This window comes from Stenotrophomonas sp. YJH_SMC_21, assembly GCF_059369555.1.
This window is the reverse complement of sequence record NZ_JCAFSU010000001.1, coordinates 531,404-545,021: the sequence shown is the minus strand read 5'-3', so window position 1 is coordinate 545,021 and position 13,618 is coordinate 531,404. Positions and strand designations below refer to the sequence as shown.

Sequence of the window (13,618 nt, the reverse complement as noted above, 5' to 3'; positions counted from 1 at the left end):
TCCGGATTCAGCAGTGTCGCCGGGGGGCGGTGGGCACGCGGTGAATCCGACGTCTTCCGCAGTCCACACCGGATCGGTCAGAATCCGCTCATTCCCTCTCTGGACTTCCCATGGCCGGTGCCAGCCTGTTCGCCCTGCTCGACGATATCGCCACCCTCCTCGACGATGTCTCGGTCCTGACCAAGGTCGCGGCGAAGAAAACCGCCGGCGTGCTGGGCGACGACCTGGCGCTGAACGCGCAGCAGGTCACCGGGGTCAACGCCAACCGCGAACTGCCGGTGGTGTGGGCGGTGGCCAAGGGCTCGCTGGTCAACAAGGTGATCCTGGTGCCGGCAGCATTGGCGATCAGTGCGCTGGAGGCCTGGCTGCACAGCCGCGGCTGGAACGTGCCGCTGATCGTGCCGCTGATGATGATCGGCGGCGCGTTCCTGTGCTTTGAGGGCGTTGAGAAGCTGGCGCACCGGTTCCTGCACTCAGCCGAGGACGACGCCGAGCATCAGGCCGAGCGGCGCAAGGCGCTGGCCGACGCGCAGGTGGACATGGTGGCGTGGGAGAAGGACAAGGTGAAAGGCGCGATCCGCACCGACTTCATCCTGTCGGCCGAGATCATCGTACTGACCCTGGGCGTGGTCGCCACCGCATCGTTCACCAACCAGCTGGTCACGCTGGCCGTGGTTGCACTGGCGATGACGGTCTTCGTCTATGGGCTGGTGGCGGGCATCGTGAAGCTTGATGACGTCGGCCTGTACCTGTCGCGCAAGGGTGGGGCCGTGGCCGCCTTCGGTCGCGGCCTGGTGGCCTCGGCGCCGTGGCTGATGAAGTTCCTGTCGGTGGCCGGCACCATTGCCATGTTCCTGGTGGGCGGAGGCATCCTGGTGCACAACGTGCCGGCGCTGCACCACGCAGTACAGGCGATGGGCGGCGAGGGGCAGTGGGGCTGGCTGGTCAGCGCGGTGGGTAACATGGTGGTCGGCATCATCGCCGGCGCCATCGTGCTGGCGGCCGTGACCGGGTTCCAGAAGCTGCGCGGCAAGTAATCACCGGCGGGTCGCAAGGTAGAGGCCGACCTTGGTCGGCGCTTTGTTTGGCGCTCGTGCCAACCAAGGTTGGCACCTACCAAAGCGGTTCGCGACGGGCCGGACGGTCAGCCCGCCTGCACGCGGTTCTTGCCCTGTCGCTTGGCCGCATACAACGCGTCATCCGCACGGCGCAGCAGGGCCTCGGTATCGTCGCCCGGCTGCCATTGCGCCAGCCCGGCGCTGAAGTGCACCGGCACGCGGCGGTCCTGCACGGTCAGCACACGGTGCGCCAGTGAGCGTTGCAGGCGCTGCACGGTGGCCATGCTGTCGGCACCCTGGGTTTCCGGCAGCACCAGCACGAACTCGTCGCCACCCAGCCGTGCGATGCCGTCGGTAGCGCGCAGCAGCAGCCTGCAAACGGCCACCAGGTGCTGCAGCAACGCATCGCCGCCGGCGTGGCCGTGCGCCTCGTTGGTCAGGTGGAAATCATCCAGGTCGATCACCGCCACGCCCAGCGGTGAGTTGTTGCGCGCAGCACGCGCCAGTTCACGCTGCAGCAGTTCGTCCAGGCCGCGGCGGTTCAGCGCCTGGGTCAGCGGATCGATACGCGCCAGGTCACCGGCGGCACGCAGTTCCTGCTCCAGCTCGGCAATGCGCTGTTCGGCGCGTTCCACTTCCTGCCGCGCATTGGCCAGGTGATCGCGGGCCTGCGCGGCCTGTTGCTGCACCTTGCCGGTGTCGCGCATCACGTCCTGCAGCAGCTGGTTGAGGTCGGCGATGCTACGCGCCTCGCGCAGCTGCAGTGCGTAGCTGCCGATGCGGTCGTGGTATTCGCCGGTGCTGGTGGCCATGCCATCCATGCGCTCGATGAACTCGCCCATCAACCCGCGCATCGCCGCCTTCGAATCGTCGATGCCCTGGCGCAGCAGGCCCTGCTTGTAGATCACTTCGCGCAGTTCGGCACGGGTGCGCTCGACTGCCTCGGCTTCCAGCGGCCCGTCCAGCAGCTGGCGCACCGCCGCGATCTGGCCCTGCAGCCAGCTGCGGTCGTCCAGCAGCTCGCTCACGTTTTCCAACAGCAGCGCGAACAGTTCCAGCAGCAGCGCCTGCTGCTCCTGCCAGCTCTCGGCACGCACGCCGACCTGGTACCCGAGTTCGCGCACGCCCTGCTCGATCGGCTCCAGTGCGGTACCCGGCTGCCACTGGCGCAGGCGCGTGGCCAGGGCCTGCGCTTGTTCGCGCAGATCCGGGTCGTGCTGCAGCAGGGCCACCACGGCGCCACCCAGCAGCAGCCGCAGCTGCTCGGACAGGCGCAGGCTTTCCGGCTGACCGTCCGGCGAATGCTGTTCGATGGTGCGGATGTACTTGTCGATCAGCTGCCGCATCGCGCGCCCGTAGCGCGGCCAATCGGCACTGGCCTGCGCCGACTGCAGGCGGTCGCCCATGTCACCCAGTTCGCCGGGCAGGGTGGCCATGCCGTTGGCGAAGGCGGCCAGCAGCGGTTCCGGCGCGTCGGCGCCGGCGAACAGCTGCTGCAGCGCCATGCCACCACCGCCCTGCAGTACCACGCGGTCGCCCAGCCCATCGTCCACCACCGCGCGCACGCGTGCCGGCGGCCCAAGGGCGGTACCGGGGGCAGGGCGGTGGTCGGGCTGGTCCGTCATGGAGCGAATCCTGGGGCTGGCAGGGACTGGTTCCAGCATATCGGCGCGGTCGCCGACGGCTTGAACGGCTAGGATGGGCGACAGGATGCCGCAGTGGAGGTGGTGATGCGCGTGATGTTGCTGGGGGCGACCGGCCTGGTCGGCGGGCTGGCCCTGCCCCGGCTGCTGGACGACCCGCGCTGCAGTGGCGTGGTGGCGCCCACCCGCCGCCCGTTGGGCATGACCCACCGGAAGCTGGAGAACCCGGTACTGGCCTTCGACGCGTTGCCCACTTCGCCAGCATGGGCGCGCGTGGACGCGGTCATCTGCGCGCTGGGCAGCACCATTGCCCAGGCCGGCAGCCGCGAGGCTTTCCACCGCATCGATCATGACTACCCGCTGGCGTTCGCGCGGCTCGCACAGGCACAAGGTGCGCAGACTTATGTGCTGAATTCCGCGGCCGGTGCCGACCCGCAGTCGTCGATCTTCTACAGCCGGGTGAAGGGCGAGCTGGAGCGTGACCTGCGCGCGCTGGGCTTCAACGCGTTGACCCTGGTTCGCCCAGGGCTGATCGGGGGCGAGCGCAACGAGGTGCGTCGTGGCGAGCGCCTGGCGCTGATGGTGCTGGGTGCTCTGGGGCCGATGTTGCCACGGGCGTGGCGGATCAACCCGGCGAGCGAGATCGCCAAGGCACTGGTCGAGTCCGCGCTGGCCCCGCAGCCGGGTGAGCACGTGGTTGCATCGAGCGCACTGGTCGGCTGATGTCGCGTGCGCTGCGCCTGACCCAGTTGCTGCAGCTGCTGCGCCGCCATCGGCGGCCGGTGGCCGGGCAGACGCTGGCCGAAGCGTTGGGCATCAGCCTGCGCACGCTGTACCGCGATATCGAGACCCTGCGTGAGCAGGGCGCTGACCTGCGTGGCGAGGCCGGCGTTGGCTACCAGCTGGCGCCGAGCGACACCCTGCCACCGATGACCCTGCCGCCGGCCGAGATCGATGCGCTGGTGCTCGGCCTGCGCTGGGTCGCCGCGCGCACCGAGCCGGCGCTGGCCGAGGCGGCGCGTGATGCACTGGCGCGCATCGCGCATGTGTTGCCTGCAGCGCGACGCGAGGCCTTGCGTGACAGCGGCCTGCGCGTTGGCCCTTCGCGCGCCGCGGCCAAGGTGCCGGCTGGGCGCTTGCAGGCCGTGCGAGAGGCTGTCGGTTCACAGCAGCGCCTGAAGTTCGGCTACGAGGACGCGCACGGTCAGCGCAGCGAGCGGATCGTCTGGCCGTTCGCACTGGGCTACTTCGATGAGGTGCCGATGCTGGCGGCGTGGTGTGAGCGCCGCGAGGACTTCCGGCATTTCAGGCTGGACCGCATCCGCCAGGTGCGCGTGCTGGAGGATCACTACCTCGTGCCACGCGCCACCCTGCTGCGACGCTGGCAGAAGGCGCAGGGCATCGCGCCGGACTGGCTGGATCGTTCATAACCACAGCAACAGCCGGGAACGGGGCGTGTAGAGTCGACTGTTAGTCGACTATCGCGCGCAGCGCGGAGTTTTAGGCAGATTGAGGGAAGAGCAGTCGACTAACAGTCGACTCTACCAACAATCGACTCTACTGACAGAATCTGTCAGCAGGGCCGTACCACCATGAGCGCTCCCAACAACGGAGCTTCCCCATGTTCACGCCCAGCACCCTGCTGCAGTACGTGCGCGACGTCGCCGCCAGCGCCACCTTCTACAGCGGCATCCTCGGCAAGCCGCCGGTCGAGCAGTCGCCCGGCTTTGCCCTGTTCCTGCTCGGCGATGGCGCCGCACTGGGCCTGTGGCAGCGCGATGACGTGCAGCCGCCGGTGTCCGCGCAGGCCGGTGCCGCGGAGCTGGCGATGGTGGTGGCCAACCCGGAGGCTGTGCAGCAGATGCACGATGCGTGGCGCGCTCTTGGTGTGGAGATCCTGCAGGCGCCGGTGACGCTGGAGTTCGGCCATACTTTTGTCGGGGCAGATCCTGATGGCCACCGCCTGCGTGTGTACAGCCGCGCCGAGGGCCTGGTCGCGCGCGATTGATCGCCCGCATTGTGTAGATCCACGCCATGCGTGGATGGAGCGCGACGGAGCAGGCACAAAAAAACGCCGGGCAATGCCCGGCGTTTTCTCCAAGTCATGTGCCAACCAACGGTTGGCACCCACCGATCAGGTGGCCGATCAGCTGGCCAGCGCCAGGTCGTCCATCATTGCGCGCAGGAAGCGCGCCGCTTCGCCGCCGGTGGCCGCGCGGTGGTCGAAGGTGACCGACAGCGGGATCACCTTGTGCGCTTCCACGCCGCCCATCACCGGGGTCATCTGGTGGCGGGCACGGCCGGCACCGACGATGGCCACGCACGGCGGCACCACGACCGGGGTCGCGTAGCGGCCGGCGAACATGCCGAAGTTGGACAGCGAGATGGTGTAGCCGCTCAGTTCCGAGGCGGCGATCGAACGCGATTCCACCTGCTCGCGCAGGCGGTTGACGCCTTCGCGGATGCCACGTGCATCCAGCATGTCGGCATTGCGCAGGGCCGGCACGAACAGGCCGTCGTCGGTGTCCACGGCGATGCCGATGTCCACCTGTGCGTGCAGGGTGCGGGTCAGCGCTTCACCGTCGAACCAGGCGTTCATCGCCGGCACCTTCTGCGCGGCGACCACGATCGAACGCACCAGGCGCGCGGTGACGTCGTTGCCCGGCACCCAGGCGTGGATGTCGGCGTCGTCGTTCAGCGTAGTCGGCACGACCTTGCTGTGCGCATCGGCCATCACGCGGGCCATGTTGCGGCGCACGCCCTTCAGCGGTTCCGGCTGGCCCTTGGCGACCACGCCCGGCGGCTGGGTACGCATCGGCTTGCCGGCGGCGGACAGCGGGGTGCGGGCTTCGCTCTGCACCGGGGCAGACACCTGCGCCGGGGCCGGCGCGGCATAGGCAGCAGCGGCAACCGGTGCCGGAGCAGCGCCGAGCTTGGCGGTGCCGTTGGCGGCGGCCTGCTTGACGTCGGCCATGGTGACCGCGCCATCGGTGCCGGTAGCGGCCACGCGGCTCAGGTCCACGCCCAGCTTGCGCGCCATCGCACGCACGGCCGGCACGGCCTTGACGCCACCGACGGCCAGCGCCTGCTCGGCGTGCACGGCGTTGGAGCTCTGCATGGCGCCGACCACGGTGCCGGCATCATCGCGCTCGGCAGCGGCGGGCTTGGCTTCTTCTGCGGCCACCGGTGCGGCAGCAGTGGGAAGCGGCGGCGGGGTCGGTGCGGCAGCCGGCGCGGCCGGTGCGGCATGACCATGGCTGTGGCCGGTGTCCTGGCCATCGGCACGCTGCGGCAGGTTCGGGTCCAGTTCGAAGCTGGCCAGCACCGAGCCGGTCGGGATGATGTCGCCGGCACCGCCGGACAGCTTCAGCACCTTGCCGGAGAACGGCGAGGGCACTTCCACCACGGCCTTGGCGGTCTCCATCGACACCAGCGGCTCGTCCAGCTTGATCACATCGCCTTCCTTGACGAACCACTCGACGATGGTCGCGTCCGGCAGGCCTTCGCCCAGGTCGGGCAGGTTGAAGTTCTTGGTCTGGCTCATTTGCAGTTCTCTTCCAGCAGTTCCAGTTCGCGGGCCGGCAGCCAACCCGTCGCGCCATTGGCGCGCTCGGACCACCACCACCCGCCGTGTTCGTGATGAAGCTTCACCATCTCGCCGCTTTCCACATCCAGCTCGCGGGCGTCGTAGTCGCACAGCGCTTCGGCGCGACCCTCGTCCAGCAGCTGCAACCAGGCGATGGGCGCCCATCCAGCGCGCCCATCGTTGGTGCGTACCCAGGCAAACGCCGGCCATTCCTCGTCACGTACACCTACTTCGACGATCTGGCCGGTGTGGAACCGGAGCGGGTTGGGATACTGGCTGCGGTAAGCCCCCAGAAGGCGGGCCCGCATGTCAGCCGGCCGCCACCGCGCGCTTGGCCGCAGCCACGATCCGCTCAACGCTCGGCAGGTACTTCATTTCCAGGCGGAACAGCGGAATGTGGGTGTCGTAGCCAGTGACGCGCTCGACCGGGGCCAGCAGGTCGTAGATCGATTCCTCGGCCAGGCGCGCGGCGATCTCGGCGCCGAAGCCCGCGGTTTTCGGGGCCTCCTGCACGATCACGCAGCGGCCGGTCTTGGCCACCGATTCGGCGATGGTGGCGAAGTCCAGCGGACGCAGCGTGGCCACGTCGATGACTTCGGCACTGATGCCTTCGCCGGCCAGCTTGTCGGCCGCTTCCAGCGCTTCCTTCACCTGCGCGCCCCAGGTCACCAGGGTCACGTCGGTGCCGTCGCGCAGCACGAAGCAGACGTCCAGCGGCAAGGCTTCGCCGTCGTTGACGACCACTTCCTTGTACTGGCGGTAGATGCGCTTGGGCTCCATGTAGATCACCGGATCCGGTTCGCGGATCGCGGCCAGCAGCAGGCCGTAGGCGCGCTGCGGCGACGACGGCAGCACCACGCGCAGACCCGGCACGTTGGTGAAGATCGCCTCGTTGGCTTCGCTGTGGTGTTCCGGCGCGCGGATGCCACCGCCCCACGGCACGCGCAGCACCATCGGGCAGTGCAGGCGGCCACGCGTGCGGTAACGCAGGCGGGCGGCGTGGCAGACGATATGATCGACCATCGGGTACATGAAGCCATCGAACTGGGCTTCGGCGACCGGCTTCATGCCCTGCGCGGCAAGACCAATCGTCAGGCCGGCGATGGTGGTTTCATCCAGCGGGGTGTCGAGGATGCGGTCCGAGCCGAAGCGCTGCTGCAGACCGGCAGTGGCGCGGAACACGCCGCCGTTGACGCCCACGTCTTCGCCCAGCACCAGCACCGACGGGTCGTGTTCCAGCTCCCAGGCCAGCGCCTGGGTGATGGCTTCGATGAGGGTGATCGGGGTGGTGGTCATGCTCTCTTCTCCGCGCGCGACCGCAGCGCTGTCGGCGGCGTTGGTGTGCGCGCCGGGCGCGCCGTTCTTGATCTCATCCATGGCGCTTCTCCAGGGCGATCGCCTGGGCACGCTGGGCCAGCAGGTCCGGCGGCGGATCGGCATACAGGAAGTCGAACATCGCCTCGACCGGCTGCACCGGCGTGTTGAGGTACAGGTTCACTTCCTCGTCCACGCGCGTGCCGCACTCGGCGACCCAGGCAGTCTCTTCGTCCTCGCTCCACACACCGGCGTTGATCAGGTACTTGCGCAGGCGCAGCATCGGCTCGCGCTGCCAGGCATCCTTCACTTCGGCGTCGTCACGGTAGCGGCGCGCGTCATCGGCGGTGGTGTGGTCGGACAGGCGATAGGTCATCAGTTCCAGCACGGTGCCGCCGTCGCCGGCCAGCGCACGTTCGCGCGCCTGCTCCATTGCCGCCAGCACCGCGATCAGGTCATTGCCGTCCACCTGAAGGCAGTGCAGGCCACCGGCCAGGCCCTTCTGCGCCAGCGTTTCGGCACCGGTCTGGGCCGAACGCGGAACCGAGATGGCCCAACCGTTGTTGACGATGCACAGGATCAGCGGCAGCTTGTAGGCGCCGGCCGAATTCAGTGCTGCGTAGAAGTCGGTCTTGGAGCTGCCGCCGTCGCCGCACACGGCCACCGCGATCTGCGGTTCCTTGTTGAGCTTGAACTTCAGCGCCGCGCCTGCGGCATGCAGGCACTGGGTGGAGATCGGCACGCAGAACGGGAAGTCCTTGGCCGCGTTGCCGCCGTAATCGTTGCCGCGTTCGTCGCCGCCCCAGTACATCAGCACGTCGTGCGGGCGCACGCCACGCATGAACATCGCGCCATACTCGCGGTACGAAGGCGCGAACACGTCGTCCTTCTGCATCGCCGCGCCGATACCCACGTGCGCGGCTTCGTGGCCCAGGCAGGCGGCATAGGTGCCGAGCTTGCCGGTGCGTTGCAGTGCGATGGATTTGCTGTCGAACGTACGTACGAACAGCATCTGCTTGAACAGCGGTACCAGGACCTTGGGGTCGCGCAGCGACGCAGGCAGGTCATCGCGGACGAGTTTGCCGTCCGTATCCAGGTACTGCAGGTATTCGATCTTGAATTCAGCGGCAACCGTCATTGCGTACTGCACCTTCGACAGAGAAGTTACAAATGATATGAATCGCCATGTTAAGGAACGCGTACGGAATAGCCTTCCTGCGCCGCAACACGGGGATTCCCCGTTTTACCCCTGCCGGCGGGTGGGGGGCCAATAACAACAACGTATTCAGTCGTTGCTGCAAAGCATCAGAATACGCCTCTGGCTGACCGCCAGTACAACGGCCTGGACGGTTCCACGCGCAGGCCCGGGATCGGCCGATGCTCCACGGCCAACCGCACGCCCGGGTATGGACCCGGCGGCTGCCAGCGCGGCGGCAACGCGCTACCCTTGCCGCCCCCGATCTGGTCCCGCCCATGTCCGTCGACAACAACCAACGCGATCTCGAAGCCGGCATCCACACCGACCTGCAGGGACGCCTCACCTACGGCGGCTACCTGCGGCTGGACCAGCTGCTCAGCGCGCAGCAGCCGCTGTCCAGCCCGCCGCACCATGACGAGATGCTCTTCATCATCCAGCACCAGACCTCGGAGCTGTGGCTGAAGCTGCTGGGCCATGAGCTGCGTGCCGCAATCGGCTTCCTGCAGCGCGATGAAGTCTGGCAGTGCCGCAAGGTGCTGGCGCGCAGCAAGCAGGTGCTGCGCCAGCTGACCGAGCAGTGGTCGGTGTTGGAAACACTGACCCCGTCCGAATACATGGGCTTCCGCGACGTGCTGGGCCCGTCGTCGGGCTTCCAGTCGCTGCAGTACCGCTACATCGAGTTCCTGCTGGGCAACAAGAACGCGCAGATGCTGCAGGTGTTCGAGCACGACCCGGCCGGGCAGGCGCAGCTGCGCACCGTGCTGGAGGCGCCGAGCCTGTACGAGGAATTCCTGAAATACCTGGCCCGCTTCGGCCATGCCGTGCCGGCGGTCTACGAGGCCCACGACTGGACCCAGCCGCACGTGGCCGACGACGCCCTGCAGCCGGTCTTCGAACGCATCTACCAGGACACCGACCGCTACTGGCGCGAGTACGCGCTGTGCGAAGACCTGGTGGACCTGGAGACCGCCTTCCAGCTGTGGCGCTTCCGCCACATGCGCACGGTGATGCGGGTGATCGGCTTCAAGCGCGGCACCGGTGGCTCATCCGGCGTGGGCTTCCTGGCCAAGGCACTGGAGCTGACCTTCTTCCCCGAGCTGTTCCAGGTGCGCACCAGCCTGCAGGCCGCGCCCCCGGCAGAACAGGCCTGATCCGTATTCAGCTTGGATCGCGGCCGACGGCTGGATCGTTTCAGATGCAAGTTCAGCGAGCAGGCTGGCACCTGCCTCAAACGGCGTGTATTTGACGTGAACGCCAGAAGTCGGTGATCCTCGCGCGTTGCTCCAACTGCACAGCGGACGTGCTCGTCATCCACCGAACCAGGAAACCCGCATGAGCGTAAACGCCACTGCGAACACCCCAGAGCCGGCGCTGCCGGACTTCAAGACCACGCTGGGCCACCCGCGCCCGTTGTGGATGCTGTTCATGACCGAGTTCTGGGAACGCTTTGCGTTCTACGGCATCCGCTGGGCCTTGGTGCTGTACATCGTCGCCCAGTTCTACAACGGCAGCGCTGCCGGTGAAGGCGACGCCAGCCGCATCTACGGCGCCTACCTGGCCCTGGTGTACGCCGCGGCGATCTTCGGTGGCTACGTGGCCGACCGGGTACTGGGCTACCAGCGCTCGATCCTGACCGGCGCGATCATCATGGCCGCCGGCCTGTTCATGATCTCGCTGCCGCAGGAGCACATCTTCAAGCTCGGCCTGGCCACGATCATCGTCGGCAACGGCCTGTTCAAGCCCAACATCTCGACCATGGTCGGCAAGCTGTACGGGCTGAAGGACGAGCGCCGCGATTCGGGCTTCACCATCTTCTACATGGGCATCAACATCGGCGCGATGATCGCCCCGGTGCTGACCGAGTACCTGGCCCGCAAGGTGTTCGGTACCGACGCGATGCCGTCCTACAAGGTCGTGTTCATCGCCTCGGGCGTGGGCATGCTGATCTCGCTGGTGTGGTTCTACATCGGTCGTGCCGGCCTGAAGGGCATCGGTGCACCGCCGGCCGGCGCTGAAGGTTTCGGCCGCATCATCATGGTGCTGGCCGGTGCCGTGGTCGCCATCCCGGTCGCGTACTTCCTGCTGGCCACCGGCGCCACCGCGCTGGCCTGGATCCTGGGTGCGATGTTCACCGCGCTGGCCGTCCTGCTGCTGGTCGAGGGCATCCGCGAAGGCAAGGTGCAGCGCGACCGCGTGATCGCCATGCTGATCATCTTCGCCTTCAACGTGATGTTCTGGATGTTCTTCGAACAGGCCGGCAGCTCGTTCACCTTCCTGGCCGAGAACATCGTCAACCGCCAGTTCGGTGACTGGACCTTCCCGACCGCGTGGTTCCAGTCGGTCAACTCGGTGGCGATCATCACCCTGGCCCCGGTGATCGCCTGGATCTGGGTGGCCATGGGCCGCGCCAATCCGTCCATCCCGCGCAAGTTCGGCCTGGGCCTGCTGTTCAACGGCGCCGCCTTCGCGCTGCTGATGTTCGCCCTGTCGCAGATGGTCGTGGACGGCAAGATCCCGTTCTGGACCCTGTTCATGGTCTACGTCATCCAGTCCGTGGGTGAGCTGTGCCTGTCGCCGATCGGCCTGTCGATGGTGACCAAGCTGGCCCCGGTGCGCCTGGTCGGCTTCGGCATGGGTGGCTGGTTCCTGTCCACCGGCATCGGCAACAACCTGTCGGGCATCTTCGCTGGTGTGGTCAGTGGTGAAGGCGGCATGACGGTCGAGTCGGCCCTGAAGGGGTATACCTTCGGGTTCTGGGCCCTGATCGGCTCCGGCGTGGTGCTGTTCCTGATCGCCCCGCTGATCAACAAGCTGATGCACGGCGTCAAGTAATGATGAGAGGGTAGAAGGCATGCGTAGCAAGCTCGGTACTGCGGCAGTGGTGGTCTGTGCGGCGCTGATCGGCGCCTGTTCCCAACCGCAACCGCCTGCCACCGCCGAGCCCACGCAGCCCCTGGATACCCGACCCACCGAGCCACCGGTCGCTGACCCCAGCGAACCGGTGGCCTCGGGCAACACCCCGGTGGCGGCAGACATCGCCGCCATCGCCGGGCTCGGTGCGCAGTTCGACCCGGCCCGCAACCCCGCCGATGATCTGGCCACCGCCAAGGTGGAAGCCCAGCGGGGCAAGAAGCGCATCCTGCTGGAGGTCGGCAACGCCGCCTGCGAGCGCTGCCGGGCGCTGGACGATGTGGTGGAAGGCAACGGCGACCTGCGCCGCTTCCGCGATGCCCACTACGTGTGGGTGAAGGTCAACGCCAGCGACGAGCAGCCCAACACCGCCTTCTTCGCCCAGTTCCCGGTGATGGAGCGCGACTACCCATACCTGCTGGTACTCGATGCCGATGGAAGCCTGCTGGTCTCGCAGGCCACCGGCGAACTGCGCAGGGGCCAAGCCTTCCAGCCGGCACGGGTGAGCGCCTTCCTGAAACAATGGGCGCCTGACAAACCGGAATAGGGGTAGTGCCGGCCGCTGGCCGGCAGGGGTGGGCCGACCGCTGACCGCCTTCCCTGGTGGGTGCCGACCGTTGGTCGGCACAGAAGTGCATCCACGCATGGCGTGGATCTACTGTGGTTGCGGTCACATTCCCGGAATCGGCATCTCAATATCGCAACGCGCTCGCCGTTACCGGCAAGGACCTCAGTCGACATCCCGTCGATGCAACCTTCCGGAACGCCCATGCACAGCGACCACGCCGAACGACTGCCCGAACCCGCCAGTGAGTTGGCCGAGGGTGGAGCAGGCGAGGGCGTAACCCTGCCGCCGCAGGAGGCGCTGCTGGATGACACCGGAACCGGCGAGGCCACCGTCGACCTGGCGCCGCCGCGTCATCGCCTGCCGCAGATCGCGCTGCCCGACAACGTGGTGCTGAAGGGGGCGGTGCAGAAGCTGGTCGAGCAGAAGTCCCGGCTTGATGCGCTGGCCGCCGATGGCCAGCTGGCCGGGCTGCTGCCACCGGAGTGGCAGGGGCACGGCGTGCGTGCGATCGAGCTGTCCACCTTCATCCAGGGCGTGCTGCCGTTCCTGCAACCCGGCGAACGTGGCGAAACCGCGCCCGCGCGCCTGCCGGTGCGCCATGTGCTGGGAGACGACAGCCGCTGGGGCCTGGACGATGTCGCCGAACCGAAATCGCTGGCCTGGTACCTGGCCAGCGACGAACGCGCCACCGCTGGCAGCAAGGACGTGGCCGAGGCCTATCTGGTGGGTGCGCTGGGACTGGCGTGGATGCAGGAAGGGCGCAGCCGCCCCGGCTTCCTGCGCGCGATGGGGCAGGACAGCCTGGCCGCGCGGGTGACCATGCTCGGCTACCCGCCGGCCAACGAACTGGCGCTGTACAGCGTCACCGCGCATGGGCAGCAACAGATCTGGTGCGTGCATGGCCGCCGTCGCATGCGCCCGCTGGTGGCGCCGTGGCTGAGCGTGCCGGTGCTGACCGCGTATGGCGTGCCGGCGCCGGTCGCGTGGCCGTCCAGTTTCCCGCCGGTGGAGGCCGTGGCCGAGCTGCTGGCGACCGCACGGCAGGGGCGCGCGCTGCCGGAAGTGGACCTGGCCAAGGCGGTGGCGAAGATCGCCGAGGACGCTGCCTCGGAAGCCTGGCAACCGGTCAGCCTGCTGCAGCTCAATACCTGGTCACCGCGTTGGCATTTCTTCCTGGGCACCTTCGTCGGCCTGCCGTCGCTGCTGCTCGTGGCGGCGGCGCTGGCGCTGCCGGGGGCGGTCGAAGCCGCCACGGTTGCGGCTTCCCTCGGCTTCGCCGGTGGTGCCATCGCGGCGCTCGCGGTGCCGTGGATCCATGCACGGCGCAAGCATCTGAGCTGA

The 13,618-nt window shown here is 67.8% G+C and carries 13 protein-coding genes; 8 read left to right on the top strand and 5 right to left on the bottom strand.

Annotated features, from left to right (window positions below; all coding sequences use genetic code 11):
* Positions 1–110 precede the first annotated feature (110 nt).
* Entirely contained in the window at positions 111–1,037 is a 927-nt protein-coding gene (locus AC5P67_RS02500) for a DUF808 domain-containing protein (protein WP_005411357.1), read from the top strand.
* A 107-nt stretch (positions 1,038–1,144) separates the two neighbouring features.
* Here AC5P67_RS02500 and AC5P67_RS02495 read toward each other — a convergent pair whose 3' ends face one another.
* Positions 1,145–2,683 carry a GGDEF domain-containing protein gene (locus tag AC5P67_RS02495; protein WP_495214279.1) on the bottom strand — a complete coding sequence of 513 codons (1,539 nt, stop codon included), beginning with the start codon at positions 2,681–2,683 and terminating at the stop codon, positions 1,145–1,147.
* Between the two features lie 105 nt (positions 2,684–2,788).
* Here AC5P67_RS02495 and AC5P67_RS02490 point away from each other — a divergent pair, with 105 nt between their 5' ends.
* The 3 genes from AC5P67_RS02490 to AC5P67_RS02480 all read left to right on the top strand — a co-directional run bounded on the left by AC5P67_RS02490 (position 2,789) and on the right by AC5P67_RS02480 (position 4,709).
* The gene (locus tag AC5P67_RS02490) at positions 2,789–3,424 is read left to right on the top strand and encodes a Rossmann-fold NAD(P)-binding domain-containing protein (protein WP_062605846.1); all 636 of its coding nucleotides are present in this window, start codon (positions 2,789–2,791) and stop codon (positions 3,422–3,424) included.
* Positions 3,424–4,131 carry a helix-turn-helix transcriptional regulator gene (locus AC5P67_RS02485; RefSeq protein WP_062605498.1) on the top strand — a complete coding sequence of 236 codons (708 nt, stop codon included), beginning with the start codon at positions 3,424–3,426 and terminating at the stop codon, positions 4,129–4,131. The genes AC5P67_RS02490 and AC5P67_RS02485 overlap by 1 nt, the downstream gene beginning before the upstream one ends.
* Before the next feature lie 191 nt (positions 4,132–4,322).
* Positions 4,323–4,709, top strand: a complete 387-nt coding sequence (locus AC5P67_RS02480) for a VOC family protein (protein ID WP_062605500.1) — start codon at positions 4,323–4,325, stop codon at positions 4,707–4,709.
* Between the two features lie 138 nt (positions 4,710–4,847).
* Here the strand turns inward: AC5P67_RS02480 and AC5P67_RS02475 are convergent, their stop codons facing one another.
* Genes AC5P67_RS02475 through pdhA form a run of 4 tightly spaced genes read right to left on the bottom strand, consistent with a single transcriptional unit; the run spans position 4,848 to position 8,739 of the window.
* Positions 4,848–6,245, bottom strand: a complete 1,398-nt coding sequence (locus tag AC5P67_RS02475; RefSeq protein WP_062605502.1) for a dihydrolipoamide acetyltransferase family protein — start codon at positions 6,243–6,245, stop codon at positions 4,848–4,850.
* On the bottom strand, positions 6,242–6,595 hold the full coding sequence (locus AC5P67_RS02470) for an SH3 domain-containing protein (RefSeq protein WP_005411349.1): 354 nt from the start codon (positions 6,593–6,595) through the stop codon (positions 6,242–6,244). The genes AC5P67_RS02475 and AC5P67_RS02470 overlap by 4 nt, the downstream gene beginning before the upstream one ends.
* Before the next feature lies 1 nt (position 6,596).
* Positions 6,597–7,664 carry an alpha-ketoacid dehydrogenase subunit beta gene (locus tag AC5P67_RS02465; protein WP_005414714.1) on the bottom strand — a complete coding sequence of 356 codons (1,068 nt, stop codon included), beginning with the start codon at positions 7,662–7,664 and terminating at the stop codon, positions 6,597–6,599.
* Positions 7,657–8,739: a pyruvate dehydrogenase (acetyl-transferring) E1 component subunit alpha gene (gene pdhA / locus AC5P67_RS02460; RefSeq protein WP_049451145.1), complete on the bottom strand. Its 1,083-nt coding sequence runs from the start codon at positions 8,737–8,739 to the stop codon at positions 7,657–7,659. The genes AC5P67_RS02465 and pdhA overlap by 8 nt, the downstream gene beginning before the upstream one ends.
* Before the next feature lie 335 nt (positions 8,740–9,074).
* On the opposite strand from pdhA, the gene AC5P67_RS02455 reads away from it, so the two are divergent.
* The 4 genes from AC5P67_RS02455 (at position 9,075) to AC5P67_RS02440 (ending at position 13,618) form a co-directional block, all read left to right on the top strand.
* The gene (locus tag AC5P67_RS02455) at positions 9,075–9,950 is read left to right on the top strand and encodes a tryptophan 2,3-dioxygenase (RefSeq protein WP_005414712.1); all 876 of its coding nucleotides are present in this window, start codon (positions 9,075–9,077) and stop codon (positions 9,948–9,950) included.
* A 181-nt stretch (positions 9,951–10,131) separates the two neighbouring features.
* Positions 10,132–11,631, top strand: coding sequence for a peptide MFS transporter (locus tag AC5P67_RS02450; RefSeq protein ID WP_005411345.1), 1,500 nt, complete (start codon positions 10,132–10,134; stop codon positions 11,629–11,631).
* A 19-nt stretch (positions 11,632–11,650) separates the two neighbouring features.
* Positions 11,651–12,256, top strand: coding sequence for a thioredoxin family protein (locus AC5P67_RS02445; protein ID WP_059035654.1), 606 nt, complete (start codon positions 11,651–11,653; stop codon positions 12,254–12,256).
* A 222-nt stretch (positions 12,257–12,478) separates the two neighbouring features.
* On the top strand, positions 12,479–13,618 hold the full coding sequence (locus tag AC5P67_RS02440; RefSeq protein ID WP_005411343.1) for a hypothetical protein: 1,140 nt from the start codon (positions 12,479–12,481) through the stop codon (positions 13,616–13,618).

Coding starts and splice junctions, on each gene's coding strand:
- AC5P67_RS02500 (WP_005411357.1), top strand. CDS start 111: ATGGCCGGTGCCAGCCTGTTCGCCCTGCTCGACGATATCGCCACCCTC.
- AC5P67_RS02495 (WP_495214279.1), bottom strand. CDS start 2,683: ATGACGGACCAGCCCGACCACCGCCCTGCCCCCGGTACCGCCCTTGGG.
- AC5P67_RS02490 (WP_062605846.1), top strand. CDS start 2,789: ATGCGCGTGATGTTGCTGGGGGCGACCGGCCTGGTCGGCGGGCTGGCC.
- AC5P67_RS02485 (WP_062605498.1), top strand. CDS start 3,424: ATGTCGCGTGCGCTGCGCCTGACCCAGTTGCTGCAGCTGCTGCGCCGC.
- AC5P67_RS02480 (WP_062605500.1), top strand. CDS start 4,323: ATGTTCACGCCCAGCACCCTGCTGCAGTACGTGCGCGACGTCGCCGCC.
- AC5P67_RS02475 (WP_062605502.1), bottom strand. CDS start 6,245: ATGAGCCAGACCAAGAACTTCAACCTGCCCGACCTGGGCGAAGGCCTG.
- AC5P67_RS02470 (WP_005411349.1), bottom strand. CDS start 6,595: ATGCGGGCCCGCCTTCTGGGGGCTTACCGCAGCCAGTATCCCAACCCG.
- AC5P67_RS02465 (WP_005414714.1), bottom strand. CDS start 7,664: ATGGATGAGATCAAGAACGGCGCGCCCGGCGCGCACACCAACGCCGCC.
- pdhA (WP_049451145.1), bottom strand. CDS start 8,739: ATGACGGTTGCCGCTGAATTCAAGATCGAATACCTGCAGTACCTGGAT.
- AC5P67_RS02455 (WP_005414712.1), top strand. CDS start 9,075: ATGTCCGTCGACAACAACCAACGCGATCTCGAAGCCGGCATCCACACC.
- AC5P67_RS02450 (WP_005411345.1), top strand. CDS start 10,132: ATGAGCGTAAACGCCACTGCGAACACCCCAGAGCCGGCGCTGCCGGAC.
- AC5P67_RS02445 (WP_059035654.1), top strand. CDS start 11,651: ATGCGTAGCAAGCTCGGTACTGCGGCAGTGGTGGTCTGTGCGGCGCTG.
- AC5P67_RS02440 (WP_005411343.1), top strand. CDS start 12,479: ATGCACAGCGACCACGCCGAACGACTGCCCGAACCCGCCAGTGAGTTG.